At 65.6% G+C, this 23,022-nt stretch carries 27 protein-coding genes; 13 read left to right on the top strand and 14 right to left on the bottom strand.

Going from position 1 to position 23,022, the window contains the following annotated elements; genetic code table 11:
• Nucleotides 1–92: 92 nt before the first annotated feature.
• Together LDO86_RS17145 and LDO86_RS17140 are read right to left on the bottom strand one after the other, a co-directional pair.
• Nucleotides 93–443, bottom strand: a complete 351-nt coding sequence (locus LDO86_RS17145) for a hypothetical protein (RefSeq protein ID WP_018770608.1) — start codon at nt 441–443, stop codon at nt 93–95.
• A 9-nt stretch (nt 444–452) separates the two neighbouring features.
• Nucleotides 453–1,172 (bottom strand): GAF and ANTAR domain-containing protein, encoded by a 720-nt coding sequence (locus tag LDO86_RS17140; RefSeq protein ID WP_018770607.1) that lies wholly within the window; start codon nt 1,170–1,172, stop codon nt 453–455.
• A gap of 67 nt (nt 1,173–1,239) precedes the next feature.
• On the opposite strand from LDO86_RS17140, the gene LDO86_RS17135 reads away from it, so the two are divergent.
• Nucleotides 1,240–1,974, top strand: a complete 735-nt coding sequence (locus LDO86_RS17135) for a GAF and ANTAR domain-containing protein (RefSeq protein WP_018770606.1) — start codon at nt 1,240–1,242, stop codon at nt 1,972–1,974.
• Between the two features lie 31 nt (nt 1,975–2,005).
• Here the strand turns inward: LDO86_RS17135 and LDO86_RS17130 are convergent, their stop codons facing one another.
• Nucleotides 2,006–2,731 carry a Type 1 glutamine amidotransferase-like domain-containing protein gene (locus LDO86_RS17130; protein WP_018770605.1) on the bottom strand — a complete coding sequence of 242 codons (726 nt, stop codon included), beginning with the start codon at nt 2,729–2,731 and terminating at the stop codon, nt 2,006–2,008.
• Between the two features lie 82 nt (nt 2,732–2,813).
• On the opposite strand from LDO86_RS17130, the gene LDO86_RS17125 reads away from it, so the two are divergent.
• The 3 genes from LDO86_RS17125 (at nt 2,814) to LDO86_RS17115 (ending at nt 4,412) form a co-directional block, all read left to right on the top strand.
• The gene (locus LDO86_RS17125; RefSeq protein ID WP_018770604.1) at nt 2,814–3,146 is read left to right on the top strand and encodes a metalloregulator ArsR/SmtB family transcription factor; all 333 of its coding nucleotides are present in this window, start codon (nt 2,814–2,816) and stop codon (nt 3,144–3,146) included.
• 12 nt (nt 3,147–3,158) lie between these two features.
• Nucleotides 3,159–3,656 carry an SRPBCC domain-containing protein gene (locus tag LDO86_RS17120; protein WP_018770603.1) on the top strand — a complete coding sequence of 166 codons (498 nt, stop codon included), beginning with the start codon at nt 3,159–3,161 and terminating at the stop codon, nt 3,654–3,656.
• Nucleotides 3,657–3,812: 156 nt separating this feature from the next.
• A complete protein-coding gene (locus tag LDO86_RS17115) occupies nt 3,813–4,412 on the top strand; it encodes a DUF1992 domain-containing protein (RefSeq protein ID WP_018770602.1) in 600 nt (199 codons plus the stop codon).
• Nucleotides 4,413–4,545: 133 nt separating this feature from the next.
• Here LDO86_RS17115 and LDO86_RS17110 read toward each other — a convergent pair whose 3' ends face one another.
• Nucleotides 4,546–6,717, bottom strand: coding sequence for a transglycosylase domain-containing protein (locus LDO86_RS17110; RefSeq protein ID WP_018770601.1), 2,172 nt, complete (start codon nt 6,715–6,717; stop codon nt 4,546–4,548).
• A gap of 178 nt (nt 6,718–6,895) precedes the next feature.
• Between LDO86_RS17110 and LDO86_RS17105 the strand changes: the two genes are divergently transcribed.
• On the top strand, nt 6,896–7,522 hold the full coding sequence (locus LDO86_RS17105) for a PadR family transcriptional regulator (RefSeq protein ID WP_018770600.1): 627 nt from the start codon (nt 6,896–6,898) through the stop codon (nt 7,520–7,522).
• 24 nt (nt 7,523–7,546) lie between these two features.
• Here the strand turns inward: LDO86_RS17105 and LDO86_RS17100 are convergent, their stop codons facing one another.
• From LDO86_RS17100 to LDO86_RS17090, 3 genes are all read right to left on the bottom strand, one after another.
• Nucleotides 7,547–8,866: an ammonium transporter gene (locus LDO86_RS17100; protein WP_018770599.1), complete on the bottom strand. Its 1,320-nt coding sequence runs from the start codon at nt 8,864–8,866 to the stop codon at nt 7,547–7,549.
• Nucleotides 8,867–9,188: 322 nt separating this feature from the next.
• The gene (locus LDO86_RS17095) at nt 9,189–9,983 is read right to left on the bottom strand and encodes a carbon-nitrogen hydrolase family protein (protein ID WP_018770598.1); all 795 of its coding nucleotides are present in this window, start codon (nt 9,981–9,983) and stop codon (nt 9,189–9,191) included.
• Nucleotides 9,983–10,219 carry a DUF2630 family protein gene (locus LDO86_RS17090; RefSeq protein ID WP_026265973.1) on the bottom strand — a complete coding sequence of 79 codons (237 nt, stop codon included), beginning with the start codon at nt 10,217–10,219 and terminating at the stop codon, nt 9,983–9,985. The genes LDO86_RS17095 and LDO86_RS17090 overlap by 1 nt, the downstream gene beginning before the upstream one ends.
• Nucleotides 10,220–10,304: 85 nt before the next feature.
• Here LDO86_RS17090 and LDO86_RS17085 point away from each other — a divergent pair, with 85 nt between their 5' ends.
• Nucleotides 10,305–10,703: a hypothetical protein gene (locus LDO86_RS17085; RefSeq protein WP_018770596.1), complete on the top strand. Its 399-nt coding sequence runs from the start codon at nt 10,305–10,307 to the stop codon at nt 10,701–10,703.
• 32 nt (nt 10,704–10,735) lie between these two features.
• On the opposite strand, the gene LDO86_RS17080 is transcribed toward LDO86_RS17085, so the two are convergent.
• Genes LDO86_RS17080 through LDO86_RS17070 form a run of 3 tightly spaced genes read right to left on the bottom strand, consistent with a single transcriptional unit; the run spans nt 10,736 to nt 11,840 of the window.
• Nucleotides 10,736–11,071, bottom strand: a complete 336-nt coding sequence (locus tag LDO86_RS17080; RefSeq protein WP_018770595.1) for a DUF202 domain-containing protein — start codon at nt 11,069–11,071, stop codon at nt 10,736–10,738.
• Between the two features lie 4 nt (nt 11,072–11,075).
• The gene (locus tag LDO86_RS17075) at nt 11,076–11,471 is read right to left on the bottom strand and encodes a DUF202 domain-containing protein (RefSeq protein ID WP_018770594.1); all 396 of its coding nucleotides are present in this window, start codon (nt 11,469–11,471) and stop codon (nt 11,076–11,078) included.
• Between the two features lie 9 nt (nt 11,472–11,480).
• Nucleotides 11,481–11,840, bottom strand: a complete 360-nt coding sequence (locus LDO86_RS17070; RefSeq protein ID WP_026265972.1) for a YnfA family protein — start codon at nt 11,838–11,840, stop codon at nt 11,481–11,483.
• A gap of 54 nt (nt 11,841–11,894) precedes the next feature.
• Between LDO86_RS17070 and LDO86_RS17065 the strand changes: the two genes are divergently transcribed.
• The 3 genes from LDO86_RS17065 to LDO86_RS17055 all read left to right on the top strand — a co-directional run bounded on the left by LDO86_RS17065 (nt 11,895) and on the right by LDO86_RS17055 (nt 15,375).
• The gene (locus tag LDO86_RS17065; RefSeq protein WP_018770592.1) at nt 11,895–12,923 is read left to right on the top strand and encodes an LLM class flavin-dependent oxidoreductase; all 1,029 of its coding nucleotides are present in this window, start codon (nt 11,895–11,897) and stop codon (nt 12,921–12,923) included.
• A 156-nt stretch (nt 12,924–13,079) separates the two neighbouring features.
• On the top strand, nt 13,080–14,177 hold the full coding sequence (locus tag LDO86_RS17060; RefSeq protein ID WP_018770591.1) for a ferredoxin reductase: 1,098 nt from the start codon (nt 13,080–13,082) through the stop codon (nt 14,175–14,177).
• A 13-nt stretch (nt 14,178–14,190) separates the two neighbouring features.
• Complete coding sequence (locus LDO86_RS17055) at nt 14,191–15,375, top strand: acyl-CoA desaturase (protein WP_018770590.1); 1,185 nt, start codon at nt 14,191–14,193, stop codon at nt 15,373–15,375.
• 73 nt (nt 15,376–15,448) lie between these two features.
• Here the strand turns inward: LDO86_RS17055 and LDO86_RS17050 are convergent, their stop codons facing one another.
• Nucleotides 15,449–16,501: a cation diffusion facilitator family transporter gene (locus LDO86_RS17050; protein ID WP_224084123.1), complete on the bottom strand. Its 1,053-nt coding sequence runs from the start codon at nt 16,499–16,501 to the stop codon at nt 15,449–15,451.
• Nucleotides 16,498–16,905 carry a metalloregulator ArsR/SmtB family transcription factor gene (locus LDO86_RS17045; protein WP_155845606.1) on the bottom strand — a complete coding sequence of 136 codons (408 nt, stop codon included), beginning with the start codon at nt 16,903–16,905 and terminating at the stop codon, nt 16,498–16,500. The genes LDO86_RS17050 and LDO86_RS17045 overlap by 4 nt, the downstream gene beginning before the upstream one ends.
• Before the next feature lie 174 nt (nt 16,906–17,079).
• Between LDO86_RS17045 and LDO86_RS17040 the strand changes: the two genes are divergently transcribed.
• The gene (locus LDO86_RS17040; RefSeq protein ID WP_018770586.1) at nt 17,080–17,916 is read left to right on the top strand and encodes an alpha/beta hydrolase; all 837 of its coding nucleotides are present in this window, start codon (nt 17,080–17,082) and stop codon (nt 17,914–17,916) included.
• 100 nt (nt 17,917–18,016) lie between these two features.
• Here the strand turns inward: LDO86_RS17040 and LDO86_RS17035 are convergent, their stop codons facing one another.
• Nucleotides 18,017–18,427, bottom strand: a complete 411-nt coding sequence (locus LDO86_RS17035; protein ID WP_026265971.1) for a response regulator — start codon at nt 18,425–18,427, stop codon at nt 18,017–18,019.
• Nucleotides 18,428–18,504: 77 nt separating this feature from the next.
• A complete protein-coding gene (locus LDO86_RS17030) occupies nt 18,505–19,248 on the bottom strand; it encodes a GAF and ANTAR domain-containing protein (RefSeq protein WP_018770584.1) in 744 nt (247 codons plus the stop codon).
• Between the two features lie 296 nt (nt 19,249–19,544).
• Between LDO86_RS17030 and LDO86_RS17025 the strand changes: the two genes are divergently transcribed.
• The 3 genes from LDO86_RS17025 to LDO86_RS17015 all read left to right on the top strand — a co-directional run bounded on the left by LDO86_RS17025 (nt 19,545) and on the right by LDO86_RS17015 (nt 23,006).
• Nucleotides 19,545–20,138: an adenylate kinase gene (locus LDO86_RS17025; RefSeq protein WP_018770583.1), complete on the top strand. Its 594-nt coding sequence runs from the start codon at nt 19,545–19,547 to the stop codon at nt 20,136–20,138.
• A 46-nt stretch (nt 20,139–20,184) separates the two neighbouring features.
• Nucleotides 20,185–21,063: an NAD(P)-dependent oxidoreductase gene (locus LDO86_RS17020; protein ID WP_018770582.1), complete on the top strand. Its 879-nt coding sequence runs from the start codon at nt 20,185–20,187 to the stop codon at nt 21,061–21,063.
• A 95-nt stretch (nt 21,064–21,158) separates the two neighbouring features.
• Nucleotides 21,159–23,006, top strand: coding sequence for a S8 family serine peptidase (locus LDO86_RS17015; RefSeq protein ID WP_224084122.1), 1,848 nt, complete (start codon nt 21,159–21,161; stop codon nt 23,004–23,006).
• Nucleotides 23,007–23,022 lie beyond the last annotated feature (16 nt).

Here is a 23,022-nt window from a genome sequence, read left to right as displayed (position 1 = left end):
AATCCCTAGTTGCGCCAGTGATCCTTTATTCGACACTACGCCTGTAAAGGGGATTCCGAACAGGGTTTGATGCCCGTCTCACTGATGCTGCTTCAGGGGCCTGGCGCGGCGGCGCCTGGTTCGCTGCCGCCGTCGTCATCCCCTTCCGCATCCCCATCCGCATCCTCTTCCGCGGCCTCCGGCCTGGATGTGAAGTCATTGGAGTAGGGCGCACGCGGCCGCGGCCGCTCGTCAATCAACTCGTTCGCCGCAAGCGCCAGCAGGTCGCGCTGGATCGGCGGCAGCGAGAGAAGGCCCTGCAGGTAGGCCTCAACCTCATATTCGCCTGCGTCTCCGGACATGCCAAAGTACTTCAACCACAGCTCCGACACGGAGATATCCGCTGCCCTGAGGGCTGCACGGAGCCGGCGCCTTTGTTCCGGTTCGTGTGGATCGAAACCCATCCGCGCTGCCTAAATCCCGGACGCCGGCGTCCCGGCCAGAATGGATTCGCTGATGTTCAGCAGGGTGGTGCGCTCGTTCCGCGCCTGGTTCATCAGCTGTTGCAGCGCTGCCTTGTGCGTCGTGCCCAGGCGTTCCATCACCACACCGCAGGCGCGGTTGATGACATCCCTGCTGTGGAGCGAAGTCTGCAGCCCTTCCGTCATTTTGCGCGGAGCTTCGCTTCCTTGGACGTGCGACAGAAGGGTCGCGGCCGGCCCGGCGAACAGTTGAATCAGCCGCACGCTGGTTTCGTCGTAGCCGGACGGTGTGGCGGCATACAGTTTGAGGGCGCCGATCGCTTCCTTGCCGGCCATCAACGGTGCACTCACCACTGACCGGATGGGTAGTCCCCGCACCGAGTCCCGCCATAGCGGCCACCGCATGTCGTCGTGGAGGTCCTGGACCAGGACGGGAATCTCTGCCGCCCAGGCTGTCAGGCAGGGACCTTCGCCATGGCGGTACTGTTCGGCGTCAGCCTGTTCCACCACCCCGTCGGTGTAGCCGCTGCTGGTCCGCCGGCCCCGGGAGTCAAGCAGGGACACGCCAGCACCGATGGTGCCCGGGACTGACTCCTTTGCGGCCCGCGCCAGGAGGCTGACCGCGGTGCCCACCTTTTCCTCTGTCAGCAACAATCCCTGAATCCGAGCAATCACAATGCTGAGCTCGTCAATGGGCAGGTGCTGGGGCATCTCTCCAGCATATGTTAACCACTTGGCGTCTCCACGCGCCGCTTGGCTGCAACAGTAGGATTGCAGCATGTCGACATCAGCAGATAACGAGTCGGTCCGTCAGCTGCAGGAAATCCTGGTGGGCGCGGAGGGCATTGTGGATTTCCTGTCCGGGCTCTCGGGCATGGCTGCCGCAGCGGTCTCCGAAGCTGCGAACGACACGATCGAGTGTGCTGTCACCCTCAAAGTCCGGCGGCGTCCTGCCACTGCAGCCGGCAGCAGCGACCGTGCGCTGGAGCTCGACCACATAGAGCAGCTGTTGGGCGACGGGCCTTGCGTCCGTGCCCTCCGGGAGATGACTCCGATCATGATTGACGACGTCGCAGAAGACCCGAGATGGCCGGACTTCAACAAGAAGCTGGCCGAACACAGCGTGCGCAGCAGCCTTGGCGTGCCGTTGGTGATAACCGGTGATGCAAGGGCGGCGTTGAACTTTTTCGCCGCCAAACCCCACGCGTTCACCGCTGATGTATACGATAAGGCAGTTGGTTTCGCTGGTGCCGCCCACAACACCATGCAGCTCTCCGTGCGCATCAACACGAGCGAAAACCGGGCCGACGACCTGGAAGCCGCCCTTGAGAGCAGGACCGCCATCAATCTGGCCTGCGGCGTGATCATGGCGCAGAACCGATGCTCGCAGGAAGAGGCGATGGAGATCCTCACCAAGGTCTCAAGCAACCGCAACCGTAAGCTCCGGGATGTTGCCAAGGAACTGATTGAGCAGTTGTCCGGCACCAGCGTCCGCACGCACTTCGACTCGTAGCCGGCAGGTTGCCAACCTGATCCCGGCCCGGTCAGTATGCAGATCTTACGGATACGACGGCGGTCCCTCCGCTTCGGTGAACGTCCCAGCAGTGGCCGCTGCCGATGACGTCGTAGTCCCCGTCGCCCAAGGCCGCTAAAACCACGGCTGTTTGCTCGTCAATGGCCACCGCCCTTTCCACCAGGCCAGCTGCCACGGCGCCCACGGCACGGCTCAGCGTCCCGGCCTGGGCGGCATGGACATCCACGGAAAACCCGGCCAGCCCCAGACCCTCGCGGAAATCCACTGAGTCCAGGCCCTCCGAGCACTCTTCGCCGCAAACTTCCACTCCGTTGACCTTGTATCCGCCAACCAACGCCCGCCGGGGTGCCACCATGGCGCCGGCGGAAAACCCCAGATAGGGTGCGCCGTCGGCAACCAGGCGCCGTATCGTTGCGGCCGCGGGGTGCAGGGCCTCCCAATAGGCCGGTGTGAGACCGCCGCCCACCACCACCGCATCGACTTTCGCGAAAGCGCCGGGGTCGGCAGGCTTGCCGTCTGGAAGCGGTACGGCAGCAATTTCGCACTCGATCCTGGCCTGGAGGGGTTCGGCGCAGGCGGCCACGAGTTCCTGCAGGTTGCCGCCGCGTTGGTGCACGGCTACGGCGATGCGGGGAGTCCGGCGGCCGGCATGTTCCCGGACGTCGAGTGCGAACCGGTCGAAGACCTCCTGGAATGCCAGCGGATCCGGGCCCGCCCCGGCGAGGAAGATGCTCATGGCCTTCAAGATACCGGCACGGCCGGGGTGCCCACGGCAGGACCATTGACGCACGTCCAACTGAGGGCTAATCTACAACCAAATGGTTGTAGATACGCTGACTGAGACTGAGCTGGACCGCCTCTTCCAGGCGTTCGCCGATTCCACCAGGCGGGACATCGTCCGCCGGGTGACTGTCGGCGAGTACTCCGTTTCCGGCCTGGCAGCGCTTTATGCCATGAGTTTTGCGGCCGTCCAGAAGCATGTGGCGGTGTTGGCGCGGGCATCCCTGGTCACCAAGGAAAAACGCGGAAGGGAGCAGATCGTGCGGGGCAATCATGAAGGACTGCGGAAAGCCCGGCAGCTGCTCGACGAATATGAACAAATCTGGCGGCAGCGCGCCGCCAGGATGGCAGACATTCTCGCTGAAGGTTAGGAAGGCATTGCCATGGCCGTCATCACTATGGACAAGAACCCGGAGGCGCTGACCCTCACCCTGGTCGCAGAGTTCGACGCCGGCGTCGATCGTGTGTGGCAGCTGTGGGAGGACCCCCGCCAGCTGGAGCGCTGGTGGGGCCCACCCACTTGGCCGGCCACATTCCACAAACTGGAATTCGTCCCCGGCGGCCGTGCCAACTACTACATGACCGGCCCGGAGGGGGAGAAGGCCCACGGCTGGTGGGAATTCACAGCGATTGATGCCCCGCGGACGCTGCAGTTCGACGACGGGTTCGCGGACGACGACGGCAATCCCACCGGCGACCTGGGCGTCACCCACGCCACGGTCACGTTGGAGCCGCTGGGGGAGCGTACCCGCATGACCATCCAATCGTCCTTTGAATCCGAGGAGCAGTTGGAGCAGATGGTGGCCATGGGCATGGAGGAGGGCCTGAAGGGAGCCGTGGGCCAGATCGACGGCATCCTCGCCGAGCACGCCAACGCCTGACTGCACGGTTGCCACGACGAACTCCCGCCACAGCATCTGGTGGGCGGACGACGGCGGGACGTCCCGCCGTCGTCCGCCCACCTTTGCCGTTGAACAAGGAAGCCGCCCGTTGAAATACTGGAAGGTGGTTCAGGCCGAGGGAAGGCGGTGGCAGCAATGAGCGGCGGGACAGGGGATTTCCGGAAGCGCCTGGAGAGGGCAGTGGAGCTCCGTTCATACCGCGGCGCCGGCATCAGTGCCGAGGAGGAAGCCGCGCTGGACGCCCTCGACGAGAGGGAGCGTGAGAAGCGGAGGAAAGTCAGTGATGCCGCCCGCGCCGAGTACCTGGTCCGGGACGCCATGGCACAGGGCAAGTTCGACAACCTCAAGTACGCGGGCAAACCGATCCCCGGCCTGGGGGACTCGTACGATCCCGACTGGTGGGTCAAGGGGCTGATCCAGCGGGAACATATCAGCGGCCTGGGCCCGGCTGCCATCCTGCTCCGCGCCGAGGACGCTGAGCTCGAAGCCAAGCTGGATACCCAGTACACCGAGCAGCAGGTCCGGGACCTCCTTCAGGATTTCAACCGGCGCGTGATCGATGCCCGCCGCCAGCTGCAGGGCGGGCCGCCGGTGGTCACCAAGACCCGTGACGTGGAGGAGGAAGTGGAGCGCTGGCGCAGCCGGCGTGCGGCGCGGAGTGTGGAAGTTCCTGCCGAACCGGAGCCCCAGCGTTCCTGGTGGAAGCGGTTGTGGAAGGGGACGGGCCAGGAATAAGGGTTCCACTGCTCATGGACCTGGCTGGCAGATGTGGGGACAGTTAACGGCGGTCAGCTGGTTTTCCACATAGGGCTTTTGGCTGGCTGTCGCTGTCGGACCCTGAGGTCTGCCGCTCCGCTGAAGCCAGGGCCTACGGCTTCGGGGTGGGGCTGGGACCAATCATCGAAGCGGGAGGCGGCGCGAACGGGGTTGCGGGATAAAGCGGCGCCACCTTGAGCATGTAGTTGGCCCACTGTGGACCGGCGATCATGTATCCGTCCAGCCGGGGGTAGAAGGTGCCGTTGATGGTCACGTTTTGTCCTGGCCGCTTTTGGCCTTCCAGGGCATCCCCGAAGAAGGAAGCGGTGACCATGCCGGTGGTGTATCCCACCACCCAGGTGGAACCGTTGTTGTTCGAGGTCCCGGTCTTGGCTGCGGTGGGGACCTTGTCATGGACCTTCGGGTTGATCCAGACACCGGAGCCCTTCTTCAGGACATCCTGCAGTACCGAGTTGACGCCGCGGGCTACGTCCGGTTTGACGGCATCGTGGCAGTCCGGGGCCTGGGCGGGCAGCTTCGCCCCGGCTGCATCCGTGACATCAACCAGTCCAATGGGTGCGCAGAAGCGGCCGTCCGTGGCGAAAGTGGCAAAGGCATTGGCAAGGGTAAGGGGGGCAACGCCGGTTCCGCCCAGCAGGTTGCCCAGCTGGTGCATGTTGACCGGGGTGCTGTCGAGGCCACTGTGCAGCCCGACGGCATCCACCATCTTCTGGATGCCGCAGAAGTCCAGCTGCGCCGCCGCGGCGAAGGTGGCGGTATTGATCGAGTTGTACAGGCCGTAGTTGACGGGCATCGGCCGGTAGAAGCCGTCCTCGGCATTCTGCAGGTCGTCGGCAGCACCAAGGGCGGGGTTTGCCTGCGCGGTGCTGTAGGCTCCCAGCACCTTTCCGCAGCTGTCCTTCCACGGGAACCCCAGGGGATAGACGCGGCGTGAGGCGTCCACTTCGGCGGTGATCGACTTTCCCTCGTTCAGCCACTCCGCAAAGGTGAAGGGCTTCATGGTGGACCCGGGCTGGAAACCTCCGGCGCCGTTCAGGTCGTTGCCCTGGGCGTCCTTGGCATCCACGTTGAAGTTGAGGTTGGTGTCGAACTTGCCGGGTTGCGGAAGGAACACCGTGTTTTGGGCCATCGCCAGGATCTTGCCGCTGCCGGGCTGGATGGTTACCAGCGAAGCTGCCCACCGGTCAGGATTTGCGCCTGCGGTGCCGTCAACCTGGGCCTGTGCGGCGGCCTGAAGCCTGCTGTCCAGGGTGGTGACGATAGTGAGCCCACCCCGGTACAGCCTTCGTTCCCGTTCAGGTTCCGTCGGGCCGTAGGCGGGATTGTTGAGGATCAGGTGCGAGATGTAATCGCAGAAGTACGGCGCGATGGCCGCATTGGCGCAACCCTGCTGCTGGGGCGTGATCTTCAATTCAATCGGAGCGGCCACGGCCTCGTCATGCTGGGCCTGGGTGATCTTGCGCAGGCGCAGCATCTCGGACAGGACCTGGTTGCGGCGCACAATGGACTTGTCCGGGTTGGTGGCCGGGTTGTACAGGGTTGGGCTGTTGACCAGCCCGGCCAGCAAGGCTGCCTGGGGAAGGGTGAGGTCTTTCGCGCTGGTGCTGAAGAAGTAGCGTGCCGCGGCTTCAATTCCGTAGGCGTTGCTGCTGAAGAACACGATGTTGAGGTAACCCTCAAGGATCTGGTCCTTGGTGTACTTCTTCTCCAGCGTGATGGCGAGCTTCATTTCCCGCAGTTTGTCGCCAAGGGTCTTCTGCCCGTTCAGCACCACCGCGTCCGGCCTGTCCTGTGAGAGCTGTGCCTCGTTCAGGACGTTGGTGACGTACTGCTGGGTGATGGTCGAGGCGCCCTGCTCGCCGCCCTTGGTCAGGTTGGACACCATCGCCCGCAGGATCCCCTGCGGATCAACACCCGCATGGTCGTAAAACCTGCTGTCCTCGATGGCGACAATGCCGGTCTTGATGAAGGGCGACATCTGGTCCAGCGGTACCCGCACACGGTTCTCCGTGTAAAACGTGGCGATCGGTTGCCCATCGGCGGTCAGGACCTTCGTAGCCTGCGAGGGCGGCTGCACCGTCAATTCCGCCGGCAGGCTTTCGAAGAAGCCAATGGAGGAACTGACGCCCATCCCGGCGGCTGCCACAGCCGGAACCACCAGGCTGGCTGCCAGCACGCCGCACATGACGCTCGCTGCAAGGAACCCCAGGACCCGTCCCAGGGCCGCGCCAAAACCGCCCCTGCGCTTCCGCTTCTTCACCATTCCTCAGCCCTCGTCCTGTGAGGTGGGAACAGGATACGCCCCTGCCAAGGGCCGAAACAGGGGCGGAAGGTCAGGATTTGGTCACACCGAACCATTGACCAAGCGATAGTTACCGACATATCGTTAACTATCGCTGAATAAAACAGCGAGCTTCTGAAAACGAAAGGACCATGCCACCATGAAAGGCATATTTGATGACAGGAATCCCGGCCCGGAATTCGGCAAGGGCCGCTTCGAACGGGGGAGGGGCCACAGGGGACCGCACGGGCACCGGGGTCCGGGCTTTGGTCCCGGTTTCGGACCTGGTTTTGGACCTGGTTTCGGACCTGGATTCGGGCCGGGCTTTGGCCCGGGTTTCGGGCGGGGCGGCCGGCGGGCAAGCCGGGGCGATGTCCGTGCAGCCATCCTCTCGCTCCTTGCGGAGGCACCATCCAATGGTTACGGACTGATCAAGACCATCGCCGCAAAGACCGGCGGAATGTGGCGGCCAAGCCCGGGATCCATTTACCCCACGCTCCAGCAGTTGGTGGATGAGGGCCTGATCGAGGCGCTCAGTGAAGGCCGCGGGACCGAGTTCGCACTCACGGACGCAGGCAGGGCCTATGTGGCAGAGCATGCCGAGGAGATGGAGAACGCCTGGAACGCCGAACCGGACAGCGCCGACAGGGACTTCCACCAAAGCATCGGCAAGCTCCTGGGCGCCATCCATCAGTTCCGCACCGGCGTGACCCAGGAACAGCGTGCTGCTGCGATCGAGAAGATGGACGAAACCCGCCGGGCGCTTTACAAAATCCTTGCGGACTAGATCCTTAGGCCGCGGCTGTGGAAGCTACGCGAAGGAGTCTTCCCGGGCGTGCCGCTCCGCGGGAGCAGCAGCGGTTGGGATGTGCGCAGCTGCCTGGCGCAGGGGGTTGAAGCCTGCTCCGATCTCGCCGAACGCGTAGGCGGTCTCGGCGTGCTCGGACAGGTCCACGCCGGCGGTCTCGGCCTCGTGGCTGACGCGGAAGCCCACCGCCTTGTTGATGACCCGCGCAATGACCGCCGTTCCAAGTCCGGACAGCAGCAGGGTGATGACGACGGCGGCTGTCTGGGCGATGAGCTGCTGGACACCGCCGCCGTAGAAGAGGCCGCCGCCCTGGCCGTTCACGGGGAGGGCGATGAATCCCAGGGACAGGGTGCCAATGAGGCCGGCCCCCAGGTGGACGCCCACCACGTCCAGGGAGTCATCAAGGCCGAACCGGTACTTGAGGTCCACGAATACGCAGCATGCCGCTCCCGCCACCAGGCCCAGGCCGATTGCTGCCACCGGGCTGACGTTGGCGCAGGAAGGGGTGATGGCCACAAGGCCGGCCACAACGCCGGAGGCGGCGCCCAGGGAGGTGGGGTGCCCGTGGCGGATCTTTTCGGTGATGAGCCAGGTGAGCATGGCCGCGGCGGGGGCCACCAGCGTGTTGATCCAGATGAGGCCGGCCTGTTCAGCGCTGGTTGCGGCGCCGCCATTGAAGCCAAACCAGCCGAACCACAGGATGGCCGCGCCCAGCATGATGAAGGGCAGGTTGTGGGGGCGGTGATTGGGGTCCTTAGCGAAGCCGTGGCGCTGGCCCACGATGATGGCCAGCACCAGCGCGGCAGTTCCTGAACTGATTTCCACCACGGCGCCACCGGCGAAATCGATGACCTGGCCGAAGATTGCGGTGACGGCCCCGCCTGCACTCATCAGCCCGCCACCCCAGATCATGTAGGCGAGAGGGCAGTAGATCAGGGTGATCCACACGGGAACGAACAGTGCCCATGCGCTGAACTTCGCGCGGTCGGCGATGGCGCCGCTGATCAGGGCCACGGTGATGATGGCGAAGGTGGCGCTGTAACCGGCCTTGAGGAGGTCCGGCGAGCCCATCAGGTTCTGCAGGCCGAAACTCGTGAAGGGATTGCCGAAGAGCCCCAGGATGCCGTCTCCGGTAGTCATGGAGTAACCCCAGAGAACCCACACCACGCCCACGATCCCGGCGGAGATGAAGCTCATCATGATCATGTTCAGCGCGGCCTTGGCGCGGGTCATGCCGCCGTAGAAGAGGCCGAGCCCAGGGGTCATCAGCAGTACCATGGCGGCCGAAATCATCAGCCAGACGTGTTGGGCAGTGATTTCCACCGGTGGGTCCCTTCGCAACGTGATCTTGGTCCGGGGCCCGTTTTGGCCCCAAGCATTTCCCCCGGGATCCATTTTTGGCGTCGCGTGTTTCAGTCAATGCCGCTTAAAGTTGCAGGCACGTTACACAAATCGCTCCCGCGTGAAGTTCACGTATCCGGTATGTTTCGGGAATGTAAACGGCTTCTCTGGCCGGAGCCACCCACGCTGGCACCTTCCCAAAACTTCCCCGCCGGCACAGGCGACGCAGCGCACCTAAGGTGAGAAACGCCGTCGTACCCTGCTTGGCCTTCTGTTTCAGAGCTATGAACGGCAGCTCACAGGGTCAGAACCTGCGCGCGTTGGCCAGGACCGGCAGGTTGGCCCGTACGTCGGCCACCGTGGCGGGGTCAATATCGACGACGGCGAGTTCGGGTTTTCCGCCAAGGGTCACCAGCGGTTTGCCGAGTGGGGTCACAACCGCGCTGTGGCCGATTCCCGTGGGTGCTGTTCCGGCGGGACCAGCGCCGACGGTTTCGGGATCCCCTTGGCCGCAGGCAATCACGAACGCGGTGCTGTCCAGAGCCCGTGCGCGAACCAGCAGGTCCCACTGCTCGGCCTTGCCCTCCCCGGCGCCCCAGGAAGCGCACACGATGTTCACCTGCGCCCCCGCGTTCGCGTTTGCCGTGAACAGGCCGGGAAAGCGCACGTCGTAGCAGGTGGCAAGGCCGAAGACGGTCCCGTCCAGTTCGAACGTAACCGGCCCTTCCCCTGGGTCCACTGTCCTGGACTCCGTGAACCCAAAGGCATCGAAGAGGTGGATCTTGTCGTAGGAAGCATCCACACCGGGTCCGGTGACCAGCAGCGTGTTGCGGACGCGGCCGTCCTTCCCCGGCGTGAACATGCCGGCCACAATCGTGATCTCCAGCTCCCGGGCCATCCTGCGGACCTCGCTGGCCCACGGGCCGTCGAGGGGCTCGGCAATGTCCCTGAGGGAGTGCCCGAACGCGCGCATCGTCGCTTCGGGAAAGACAACCAACTGCGCGTCCGCATTACTGGCCTGCGCGGCGTAGTCCCACATCAGTTCAAGGTTGGCGGCGGTGTCTGCACCGCTGATGATCTGCGCTACGGCAATACGCATTACTGCCGGTAGCCCTCAACCTCGCTGATGGGGCGGGCCTCGGCGTCGTTCGGGTTCTCCCCGGAATCCTTCTTGGCCCGGCGCTGGCGCAGCAGGTCCCAGCACTGGTCCAGGCTTTCTTCCACGTACTTCAACCGCGCCGGGTCCGGGGCCTGCCCGCTGCCCGATCCCTCGCGCAGCGAGTGCTCCTCCTCCACCAGGGCCTGGATGTGCGTCAAAATGTCCTGATCATTCATGGCTTCCCCTAACTCCGGACCGGTCACCTTCAGCGTACGGATCAGGTGCTGAAGCCACCAGTCCCCGCGCGGTACCATCAACTTCATGCCCACTGCGCTCGATATGGCAGGTCCCATCCTGGAAGTGCTCACCTGGTTGTGCCTGCCCGCCGGGCTGGGACTGCTTTTCTACACCGGCTTCCTCCGCCGCTTCGTGCACCCCTGGGACGTGGCCGAGGCCGTGGTGTACTCCGATTCCACCGGCGTGGGGTTCCGCTGGTTCGACCGGAAGCACCAGGTCCACAACGCCCCCATGTCTCCCTACGACATCAGGGACATGGCGGCGGGAGACACCCTCCCCATCTACTACCACCCCAAGCGCCCAACGCAGTGGCAGACCACCGCGCCGGAGGAAGCCGGCAGGACAGCCTCGGTCCTGGGCCGCTGCCTGACGGCGATCGGCTCGGTAGCGCTCCTGGCCGGCTTCGTCCTGCCGATGTTCTAGGAACCGGCTGTGTTCCAGGGGCTGGCTGTGTTCTACGGACTGATCAGGACCACAACAATGCCAAGTCCGCCAAGGACCACTCCGGCGAGAGCGGTCCAGAGCACGGCAGGCAGGTCCGCTTCGATGCTTTCGCCTGCCAGGCCATGGGACCTGGCCCGGTACCGGCGGCGCTGCGTGAGGTAGATGGCAAGGGCGGCGCCGCCGGAAATCGCCGGCAGCATCAGGATGGGTAACCCGTAGACGGGTAGCCAGCGCAGGAAGAAGGCGCTCGCCGTCACCAACGCCAGCATGGTGCGGCCCCATGCCAGGGCGGTCCGCTCGGGCTGGAGGCCGGGATCGCCGTGGGGGCTGGGAACATGGGCTGCCACAGGCTCAGCGCCAGAGGATAAAGACCAGGACGACGGCGGCAGCCAACGCCCCTGCCCCGGCCAACAGGGGCACAAAAAACGGCAGGGGCAGCGGGGCCCTGGTGCGCATGCTCCGCTCCACCCGAAGCCACCGCACCGCGGCACCACCGCTGAGCATCATGCCCAGCAGCAGCAGCAGGACGGCAAGGCCTTTACGGACAGGCTCAACAAAAAGTCCGGACGTGAACGCCTCAATGGCAATGCCGCCTGCCAGCAGCGCCAGCGACGTGCGGATCCAGGCGAGGAAGGTGCGCTCGTTGGCAAGCGTGAAGCGGGGGTCCGGTTCCTCGCCGCCGGGGAGCAGCCGTTCGGCCATTTTTCCGCGCGGGGGCGGGCCGGGCGGCTGCTCACTGTTGGTCACCGGGCCAGTCTAGCCGCCGCTCCGCGGGGCAAACATGATCACGGCAACACCCAGCAGGCAAACCAGGGAGCCTGCGATATCCCACCTGTCGGGGCGGAAGCCGTCAAAGACCATGCCCCATGCCAGGGAACCTGCCACAAACACCCCGCCGTAGGCCGCCAGGATCCGGCCGAAGTGCGCGTCCGGCTGCAGGGTGGCCACGAAGCCGTAGGCGCCGAGCGCGGCCACGCCAAGTCCGGCCCACCACCAGTCCCTGCCTTCGCGGACGGACTGCCACACCAGCCAGGCGCCGCCGATCTCCGCTGCCGCGGCCAGCACGAACAACACAATGGCCTTGAAAATACTGACGGTTTCCTCCGGAATGCCCACGGAGCCATCATTCCAGCCGGGAATGCCACCGGTATCCGGACAGTTGGGCAAGGTATGCAGCGCATAGGATTCCTTTCATTCGGCCACTGGGGCCCCGGCCAGGGCTCGCGCACCAGGACGGCGGCGGACGCCCTGCTCCAGGGGATCGAACTGGCGGTTGCCGCTGAAGAACTCGGCGTGGACGGGGCATACTTCCGGGTCCACCACTTCGCCAGGCAGCAGGCATCACCTTTCCCGCTCCTGTCAGCCATCGCCGCCCGCACCCGCCGGATCGAAATTGGCACCGGCGTCATCGACATGCGCTACGAAAATCCCCTGTACATGGCGGAGGAGGCTGCAGCGGCAGACCTGATCAGCGGTGGCAGGCTGCAGTTGGGCATCAGCCGCGGGTCACCCGAGCCGGCCCGGGAAGGCGCCTCGGCATTCGGCTACCGGCCGCAGCCGGGGGAGACCGACGCCGACATGGCCCGGCGCCACACCGCCGTCTTCCGCAAGGCCATCACGGGTGCCGGCATGGCTGAGGCGGACCCCAGGTACGCCGGCGGCGCCACCGGCCTCCTCCCCGTCCAGCCCCAGTCCCCGGGCCTCGCGGAACGGATCTGGTGGGGCGCCGGCAGCAGGAAGACCGCCGTCTGGGCCGCGGAACTGGGCATGAACCTGATGAGCTCCACACTGCTCACCGAGGACACCGGTGTCCCCTTCCATGAACTCCAGGCCGAACAGATCCAGCTGTTCAGGGACGCGTGGGCGGCAGCAGGACATACCCATGCCCCGCGTGTTTCGGTCAGCCGCAGCGTCCTTCCCATCGTGGATGAGGAAGACAACTACTACTTCGCCGGCAGCGCCCTTCGTGACGGCCGCGACCAGGTGGGCGTTATCGACGGACTGACTGCCAGGTTCGGCAAGAGCTACGTGGGCGCGCCGGACCTCCTGGCGGAAGAACTCGCAGCCGATGCGGCAGTGCGGGCAGCGGACACCCTGCTGCTGACCGTTCCCAACCAATTGGGCGTGGACTTCAACGCCAAGTTGCTGGGAAACATCGCCGGGCACGTCGCCCCGGCCCTGGGCTGGAGCCGCCAATAAGGTGCGGAAACCAGGTGCGGGAACAATTTGTGAGACCGAACCGTTACTCTTATAGTGCGGCGTGGGGGCTTCGCGCCCTTAACTAGTGTGTGACTGCGGAACGGTCATATGACGGAGAGAGAGATATATGGCTCGCACCGCTCTAGGCTTAACCGTATGATCCGGCTACGTCAGCTGGCCCAGGCGGCCTCAGTGCTTACCACCCCTTTGGCGCCGGAAGACATTCTGGCACTTTTCAACCCTGTCTACTCAGCCAGGCAACTGCGCGGCGTGGTCACCCGCGTGGTCCAGGAGACGGCCCAGTCGGCCACCATCTTCTTCCGCCCCGGCCGCGGCTGGAAGGCGCACCTTGCCGGTCAGTGGGCCCGCATCGGCGTCGAACTGGACGGCGTCCGGCACTGGCGCTCCTATTCGCTCAGCGCTCCGGCAGGCAAGGATCCTGCCATCACCGTCACGGACGTCGGCGCCGTGTCCGGCACGCTGGTGCGCACCACCAAGCCCGGCGATGTCCTGTTCCTGGCTCCGCCGCAGGGCGACTTCGTGCTTCCCGAGCACCCCCGGCCCCTGCTGATGGTTACGGCGGGCAGTGGCATCACCCCGGTGATGTCCATGATCCGTACGCTTGTGCCGCGGCGTCCGGACGCCGACGTCGTGCTGGTCCACTCCGCACGCACCCCGGGCGACAGCCTGTTCCGTGAAGAGCTGGCCGAACTCGCGGACCAGTTCCCCAACTTCCGCCTGGCCCACTGGTACACCGGTGAACAGGGGCGGATGGACTTCTCCAGCACCAAGGAGCTGGACGAAATCTGCCCCGACTGGAAGGACCGGGCTGCCTACGCCTGCGGTCCGGACAGCTTCCTGGACGACGCCGAGGCCCTCTGGAAGCGCGCTGCGCTGACCACCCGGTCGCCGGGGACCGACGTCGCCGTTGCCGGAGACGCCGGCAACCTCATGATCGAGCGCTTCAACACCACCTTCAACGCCGGTGTAGGGCACGACGGCGGCTTGGTCACCTTCGAAGCCTCGGACCGGGAGGTGGAGGCCGACGGCGACACCCCCATCCTGGACATCGGCGAGGACGCCGGGGTGCTGATGCCCAGCGGCTGCCGGATGGGCATCTGCCACAGCTGCCTCACACCGCTCCTGGCCGGCCAGGTCCGCGACCTGCGGACCGGGGAAATCCATGGCGAACCAGGCCAACTTATCCAAACGTGTGTCTCGGCAGCCGCCGGACCCGTCAACCTCGAACTCTGAGGAGCAGTACCGTATGACTGTCATCTCACCTACAAAGACCACGGCCGCCGGAGGAGCCAGCGCCGGCACCTCACGGACGCGCCCGGGCAAACTCGCCGAATCCGGCAGCCCCACCGTCCGCCCGCCGGCCGCCGCGCACCTCAGCGACGAGCACGTAGCTGAACTCGGCCGCGAACTGGACGCCATCCGGGACGAGGTCCTGGCCAAGCGCGGGGCCGAGGATGCTGCCTACATCCGCCGGATGATCAAGATCCAGCGCGGCCTGGAGATTTCCGGCCGCGCCGCCCTCCTGGTCAGTAAGAACAAAGCCGCCTGGGTTACCGGCACCACCCTGCTGAGCCTGGCCAAGATCCTGGAAAACATGGAGCTGGGCCACAACATCCTGCACGGCCAGTGGGACTGGATGCGGGACCCGGACATCCACTCCACTACCTGGGAATGGGACTTCGTCACGCCCTCGCGGTCCTGGCAGCACACCCACAATGACCTGCACCACCGCTGGACCAACGTGGTGGGCAAGGACAACGACGTCGGATACAACCTTCTGCGCATGGACGAGAACCAGCCGTGGAAGCCCATCAACCTGGCCAACCCGCTGTTCAATGCCATCCTGGCGCCGGTTTTCGAGTGGGGCATCGCCATCTACGACCTCGAGCTGACCGAGTACAAGGAAGGCACCAAGTCCAAGGAAGCCCTGCTCAAGGACCTCAAGGCGCTGGGCAAGAAAGTCGTTACCCAGTTCACCAAGGACTACGCGGCCACTCCTGCCGTCGCCATGCTGACCGGATCCGGCAAGCAGGCGCTGTTCGGCACGATCACTGCCAACGCTGTCCGCAATGTGTGGGCCCACGCGGTTATCTTCTGCGGCCACTTCCCGGAAGGAACCGACACCTTCACCGAAGAGATGGTTGACGGCGAAACCCGCGGTGACTGGTACGTGCGGCAGATGATCGGCTCGGCGAACATCTCGGGCTCCAAGTTCATGCACCTCATGACCGGCAACCTCTCGCACCAGATCGAGCACCACCTTTTCCCCGACCTGCCCTCCAACCGGTACGCCGAGGTGGCGCCCAAGGTCCGCGAGATCTGCCAGCGCTATGGCCTGAAGTACACCACCGGCCCGCTGCTGAAGCAGGTGGGTTCGTCCTGGGCCAAGGTCTTCAAGCTGGCCCTGCCCGGCAAGGCTGCGCGGGCCTAGAAGCCTCAAAGCAAAACCCGGGAAGTGACCCGGCCGGCGCTGCCCGGCCGGGTCACTTCTGCGTTGGCGGCCTTTAGCGCCGGGTGCCTGGAACCAGGAGCACGTGGTCCAGCTTGGGCAGTGCATGACGCAGTCGGTGTTCGGCGCTTTCAAGGACCGCTTCCGCCCGGGACAATTCCGTGTCCGCCAGGTCAATCCGTGCCGAGCCCTGCAACCGGTGCCCGGACCACCGCAGCTGCAGGTGCCGGACTGCCAGGACGCCCGGCGTAGCCTCCAGCGCGGCTTCGGCACGCGACACCAGGTCCGGCTCGATGCCATCCATGAGCCGGCGCCCAATGCTGCGGACCGTTCCCCACAGCAGGACCATGATGGCAGCGGAGATGATCAACCCGACGATCGGATCAGCCAGCGGGAAACCCAGCATGACCCCCACCGCTCCGATGACCACGGCGAGCGAAGTGAAGCCATCCGTCCTGGCATGCACACCGTCCGCCACGAGCGCCGCGGAACCGATCCTGCGGCCAACCCGGATGCGGTAGATTGCCACTGCCTCATTCCCGGCGAAGCCGATCAGGCCGGCGGCGATGACCCAGCCGAGGTTTTGCAGCGGCTGGGGATGGATCAGCCGGTCCACGGACTGCCAGCCGGCCACCACTGCAGAGAGGGCCACCACGGCCACGATGAACAGTCCGGCCAAATCCTCAGCCCTGCCGTAGCCATACGTATAGCGGCGGGTGGCGGCCCTGCGTCCCAGGATGAAGGCCACCCACAGGGGCACCGCGGTCAGGGCGTCCGAGAAGTTGTGGATGGTGTCCGCGAGCAGGGCCACCGAACTGCTGAACAGGACCACCAGGAACTGCAGCGCCGTCGTGGCCAGCAGGACGAACATGCTGATCTTCAGCGCCCTGATGCCCTCGGTGCTGGCCTCCATGGCATCGTCAATGGAATCTGCGGCGTCATGCGTGTGCGGAACGAAGAGCTCCATCAGCCAGCCCTTGAAGCCGGTGTGGTGATGATGCCCGTGGTCGTGGTCGTGGTCGTGGTCGTGGTCGTGCTGGTGGCCGCCGTGGTCCGTCCCGTGCGGGTGGCCGTGGGCGTGCGTTGACCCGCGGTGCGGGCCGGTCACGACGCGTTCCCCTGTCCGGTGTGGACGAAGCCCTGGTCGTGGGGGACCTGCTTGTGGGGAGCGCGGTGGTGGGCAGGTTCGCCGCCGAGTGCATGCTCGGCCTGGAAGATGGCGTCCGCCACCAACTGCCGCGCGTGTTCATTTTCCAGCCGGTAGAGCACCCGGGTCCCGTCCTGCCGCGTGGAAACCATTCTTGCCAGCCGCATCTTGGCCAGGTGCTGGGACACGGCGGCGGGGGACTTGCCCACCACGTCCGCCAGGGCACCCACCGCCATCTCGCCGTCACGGAGGGCCAAAATGATCCGCACCCTGGTGGCGTCCGCCAGCATGGCAAAGACCTCCACGGCCAATTCCACGTACTGGCTGTCCGCCTTCAGTGGGCAAGCATTACTATCTGCATTCATGCGCATATAGTGTCACACTACTTCACAGCAGCGCATCCAGGCCGCCGCGGGCACCGAACGGCGCGACGAATCGAGGCTGCTGGAGCGGGGGCCGCCCCCTAGAGTAGGAGGTGCAGGGCCCGGCGTTCCGCCGGACCGCTCCGATCAGATCAGTCTCGAAAGGAACTTGCCTCCATGGCTTTCATTACCGTAGGTACCGAGAACAGCACTGACATCGAGCTCTACTACGAGGACCACGGCTCCGGCCAGCCCGTCGTGCTGATCCATGGCTACCCGCTGGACGGATCATCCTGGGAAAAGCAGACCGCCGCCCTCCTGGATGCCGGGTACCGTGTCATCACCTATGACCGCCGAGGCTTCGGAAAATCCAGCAAGCCCACCGAGGGCTACGACTACGACACCTTCGCAGCGGACCTCAACACCCTGCTCAACACCCTGGACCTGAACAACGTGGTGCTGGTGGGCTTCTCCATGGGCACGGGAGAGGTGGGCCGCTACCTCGGTACGTACGGCTCGGCCCGCGTGGCCCGCGCGGCGTTCCTCGGGTCCCTGGAGCCCTTCCTGCTCAAGACCGATGACAACCCCGACGGCGTACCGCAGGACGTGTTCGACGGCCTCAAGGAAGCGGTCACCGCCGACCGCTACGCCTTCTTCACCGAATTCTTCAAGAACTTCTACAACTCCGACACCTTCCTGGGCACCCCGCGGCTCAGCCAGGAAGCCGTCAACGCCAGCTGGAACCTGGCTGCCGGCGCCGGAGCGCATGCTTCTGTTGCAGCGCAACCCACCTGGCTTACGGATTTCCGCCAGGACATCCCCAAGATCGAAGTTCCGGCGCTGATCCTGCACGGCACCGCTGACAACATCCTGCCCATCGATTCCACCGGCCGGCTGTTCGCCAAGGCCCTGCCGAGTGCCGAGTACGTGGAGATCGAGGGTGCACCGCACGGCCTGCTCTGGACGCACGCCGCGGAGGTCAACGAAGCGCTGCTGGCCTTCCTTTCGAAGTAGGGGGTCAAACGGACAAACGGCGACGACGGTATGCCGCCGTCGCCGTTTGCTCACCACCGCGGTCCGCTGAGGCGTCATGCCTCATGTCCAGGAGGCGAACTTAGCAGGCGGGTTTGCCCGTTATGTGCGGCTCCTGGGAAACCGGCGGCGGTGTCACCAGTTGTACGGCGAGCTCCCGGAGCTCCTGCGGACGGAAAGGCTTGGTGAGGTACCCCGCGGCCCCCGATGCCATGCCGGCCAGCACATCGTCCTGCTCGGAACGGGCCGTGAGGAACAGCAGGGGCGCGCTGGTAAGGGCGCGGATGGCGCGGGCCACCACGTACCCGTCCATATCCGGCAGCCCAACGTCCAGGGTCACCAGGGCGAGGGCGGGATCAGCCGCGGCGGCAATGGCCTCGGCCCCCGTGCCCACCATCCTGACCTCAAAGCCCGCGCGCGACAGGACCACTTCGATCAGTCCGCGGATATCGTCGTCATCCTCCACGACAAGGCAAACACGCTGCTGTTCCATCAAGCCCCCCGGCGAAAAGTTGGCACCAGTCTACCTGCGGGAACGCTGCCGGCATGACCGACGCAAAAAGATGGCCGCTATCCGTCGTAATGCGTGCGCGCCGGGCCCTGGCCCAGGGCGTTGACGACCGCCGCGGCCACATCATGCAGCTTGGTGTTCCGGGTGCTGGAAGCGGTCTTCAGGATGTCGAAGGCTTCCTGCTGGCTGCACCGGTTCTGGGCCATGATGATGCCGACAGCCATGTCAATGACCGTGCGGGACTCAAGGGTGGCTCGAAGGTTCGCGGCCGTTTCGCTGTAGTGCGCGAACCGCACCGCAAGGCGGAGCGCCAGCGAGGTCTGGCTGACGAAATCCTCGGCAAACTTCAGCACGCGGCCCTCGAACCGGTGCGGGCGGCGGGAGTACAGCAGCAGCGATGCCTTGGTTTCCCCCTCAAGCCGGAACGGAACTGCCGCCACGGAGCGGATCCCCTCGGCGGTCGCGGCGGCGGCGTACTCAGGCCAGCGGCCATCCGCGGTGAGGTCCGGAGCGTGCACGATCTCCTGGGCCGTGGAAGCCGTGAGGCCCGGGGTGTCGCTGTACCTGTGTTCAAGCCGTCCGATGGACTTTGCATCCGGGCTGCTGCTGGCGACCGTGGCGGCCTTGCGTTGCCGGAGGAGGGTGATGGCGCACAGCATTTCGTCGCCGGGCTCGGAGAGATTGCGTGCGGAGACCTGTGCCAGTTCATTAAGGAAGTCCTCAACGTCGGAGCTGTTGAGGACAAGTTCATGCAGGTGCTCAGTGATGGATGTATCGGTTTTTGCTGTTGACTCGCTGGCCACGATTTTCTGGTGCCATTCGCTCAGGTCAAAACGAGCCGGCAACACGCCAACGCCCCGCAACTGGGCGGGGAGCCGGTGATGGTCGCTGGATCGACGAACTTTCCAACGGCCTGCTGCTAAACCGATAACCAAAAGTATATACATCCCCGTGCCGCCCAAAGCGTCATATATGGCTGCCCTGGAGCGGGCAAAAGGCTGGCGCGGGGCCGGGCATACCGGCACAATGAAGCAGGCGCCGGTGCTGCTGCGGGCTGGCCGCGGGACCAAGGGCTGCTCAGCGGCGGAGGGACAGGAACATGACCAGGCTGCTCATCATTGGACCACCAGGGTCCGGCAAGGGAACCCAGGCCGAACACCTCGCGCGGCACTTCCGGGTCCCTGCCGTTTCCACCGGGGATATTTTCCGGAGCAACGTCAGCCAACAGACCGACCTGGGGAACCAGGCCGCCCGGTACCTGGATGACGGCCATTTCGTACCGGACCACCTCACCAACGCGCTGGTCAAGAACCGTCTCCTCGAAAGCGACGCGATGCACGGGTTCCTGCTGGACGGCTATCCGCGGACAGCTCAACAGGTACTGGAGCTCGACCGCATGCTTGAGGAACAGGGGCATGCGCTGGACGCCGTGATCGAACTGCAGGCGCCCGACGAGGAACTGGAGCAGCGGATGCACCGCCGCGCCCTGGAGCAGGGGCGCACGGATGACACCATCGACGTCTTCAGGCGCCGGCTGGACCTCTACCACCGCCAGACGCATGAAGTAGTCTCGGTGTACGCGGGCCGGGGCATTCTTGTGTCCGTCAACGGCAGCGGGGACCCGGGCGGGATCACTGCACTGGCAATCGCCGCCGTCGAAAAGTTCCTTGCAGCCCCGCAACCCCCGTCCTGACCGAAAACACCGCACGGTGAACGCACTCGAGCAAAAGGAAACAGTGATGAGAATTGCCGTTACAGGCGGAAGCGGAAAACTGGGGCGGCACGTGGTGCGCCGGCTGACAGGCGACGGCCACCAGGTCCTCACCCTGGACCGTGCGGGTGCCCGCAGCCCGGAACTGCTGGTGGTTGACCTGCGCAACTACGGCCAGGTGGTGGACGCGCTGCTGGGCGTTGATGACCGGCATGACGGGTTCGACGCCGTGGTGCACCTGGGTGCCATTCCCGCCCCGGGCATCCTTCCGGACGCAGCCACCTTCGAAAACAACATGCTGTCCACCTACAACGTCTTCCAGGCGGCGCGGCGCGCCGGCATCAAGAAGGTGGTGTACGCCTCCAGCGAGACGGTCCTGGGGCTGCCGTTCGACATCGACCCGCCCTACATCCCGGTGGATGAGGAGTACCCGCCGCGGCCGGAAAGCACCTACTCGCTGGTGAAGACGCTGGAGGAGCAGATGGCTGTGGAGATGACGCGGTGGGACCCCGAACTGAGCATCACCGGCCTGCGGTTCTCCAACGTCATGGACGAGGCCGACTACGCCAAATTCCCCTCCTTCGACGCCGACGCGACGCTGCGGAAGTGGAACCTGTGGGGCTATATCGACGGCAGGGACGGCGCGCAGGCCGTAGTACGTGCGCTGGAGAACGCCAAACCAGGGTTCGAAGCCTTCATCATCGCCAACGCTGACACGGTGATGAGCCGGTCAAGCGCCAGCCTGGCGGAAGAGGTCTTTCCCGGCGTCAAGGTCACCAAGGACCTGGGAGAGCACGAAACGATGCTGTCCATCGACAAGGCGCGGCGCCTGCTCGGTTTCGAACCCGAGCACAGTTGGCGTAACCACGTGGCGGCCGGCTCCAACACGGTGGAAAGCCAGCGATAACCACCGGTCCGCAGGAATCGCCGAGGGTTCGCGAAGGATCATCCAAGGAGCCGGAAGCCGTGTGCTTCCGGCTCCTATCCTTTTGGTATCCCCCCTTGCCCCGCCACCACAAGGACCCCAAAATTCGTACCCGATTCTTCGTGCTGCCGGCCCTCACGGCGCTGCTCTCCGCCGTCGGCCTTTCCACCGTGTCCCTGCCGGCGGCTGCTGCTCCTGCCCCCGCCGCCGCAACCGGCCGTTACATAGTGCAGTACGCCGCCACTGCCGACCTCGCAGCCGAGGTGTCCGGGCTGCGCGGCCAGGGCCTCGCCGTCGGCCGTACCTTCGAGCATGCAGTCCGCGGCGCCGTCGTCACGGCCAACCCCGCGCAGGCGGCAGCCCTTGCCAGGTCCGGGAAGGTGCTGTCCGTGGAGCCCGACGCCCCCGTCAATGTTTCCGGGACCGAGCAGCCCGCCCCCTGGGGCCTGGACCGCGCAGACCAGCGGACCCTTCCGCTCTCCGGTTCGTACTCGTGGACCGCGGCGGGCGCCGGGGTGACCGCCTACGTGGTGGACACCGGCATCCTGGCATCGCACACCGACTTCGGTGGCCGGGTTGCGGCAGGCTGGACAGCGGTGGCGGACGGCAACGGCACCACCGACTGCAACGGCCACGGCACCCACGTGGCCGGAACCGTGGCCGGAGCCACGTATGGCGTCGCCAAGAGCGCCACGCTGGTGCCCGTGAGGGTGCTCGACTGCAGCGGGTCCGGCTACAACTCGGACGTGGTGGCCGGCCTGGACTGGATCGCCGCCAACCATGCGGCCGGAACCCCCGCCGTGGCAAACCTCAGCCTGGGCGGAGCGGCCAGCAGCACCGTGGACGCCGCCATCCAGGCAGTTCTTGACGACGGCGTCACCACAGTGGTTGCCGCAGGAAACTCCGCCGTGGATGCCTGCACCGCTTCGCCCGCCCGCGTCCCCGGGGCTGTCACGGTGGCAGCCAGCGACTCCGCCGACAAGCAGGCCTCGTTCTCCAACTTCGGGTCCTGCGTGGACCTGTATGCGCCCGGCGTCGGCATCACCTCCGACTACTACACCTCCACCACCGCCACCGCATCCATGTCCGGAACCTCCATGGCCGCGCCGCACACCGCCGGAGCAGCCGCCGTCCTGCTGTCGCAGAACCCTGCCCTGGCACCGGCCGACGTAGCAGCGGCACTGGTAGCCAATGCCACGTCCGGCGTCATCGCCGGCGCCTCCGCGGGAACCCCGAACCGCCTGCTGTACACCGGCGCAACGGCACCTGCACCTGCGCCTGCCCCTGCACCCGCTGTCACGTCTGTTTCACCGGCCGCCAAGGCCACCGCCGTGGCAGCTGGAACGAACGTCACGGCCACCTTCAGCACCGCTGTTCAGGGCGTGAGCGCCGGGACGTTCGTGCTCAGGAATGCAGCCGGCAACAGCATCGCGGCCACCGTCACGTACAACGCCACCACCCTGGCCGCCACCCTTGACCCGGCAGCAAGCCTTGCCCCCGATGCCAGCTACACCGCAATCCTGACAGGAGGAGCCTCGGCCATCCGCGATGCCGCAGGTACCCCGCTGGCGTCCACCAGCTGGACGTTCACCACTGGCCCCGCGCCCACCGTCACCAGCTACTCGCCGGGCAGCAACGCCCTCCTGGTCCGCAGGAGCAGCAGCATCAGCGCCACCTTCAGCGAGGCGGTCCAGGGCGTTAACACCACCACGTTCACCCTGAAGAACCCGGCCACCGGCGCCGTGGTGGCAGCAACGGCCTACCGCAACGGCACCACCAACCAGTGGATCCTTGACCCCCGGGAGACCCTCGCCGCCAAGACGCGGTACACCGTGACCCTCACGGGCGGGACCAGCGGCATCCGGGACGTGGCCGGCAACCCCCTCGCCAGCCGGAGCTGGCAGTTCACCACCGGCTCCTTCTAGCCGCCTGATGGAGTGA

Origin of the sequence: Arthrobacter sp. StoSoilB19, assembly GCF_019977275.1 — a bacterium.
Taxonomy (GTDB): Bacteria; Actinomycetota; Actinomycetes; order Actinomycetales; family Micrococcaceae; genus Arthrobacter.
Note: the sequence above shows the minus strand (reverse complement) of the source record. Positions and strands in the feature narration are given on the sequence as shown.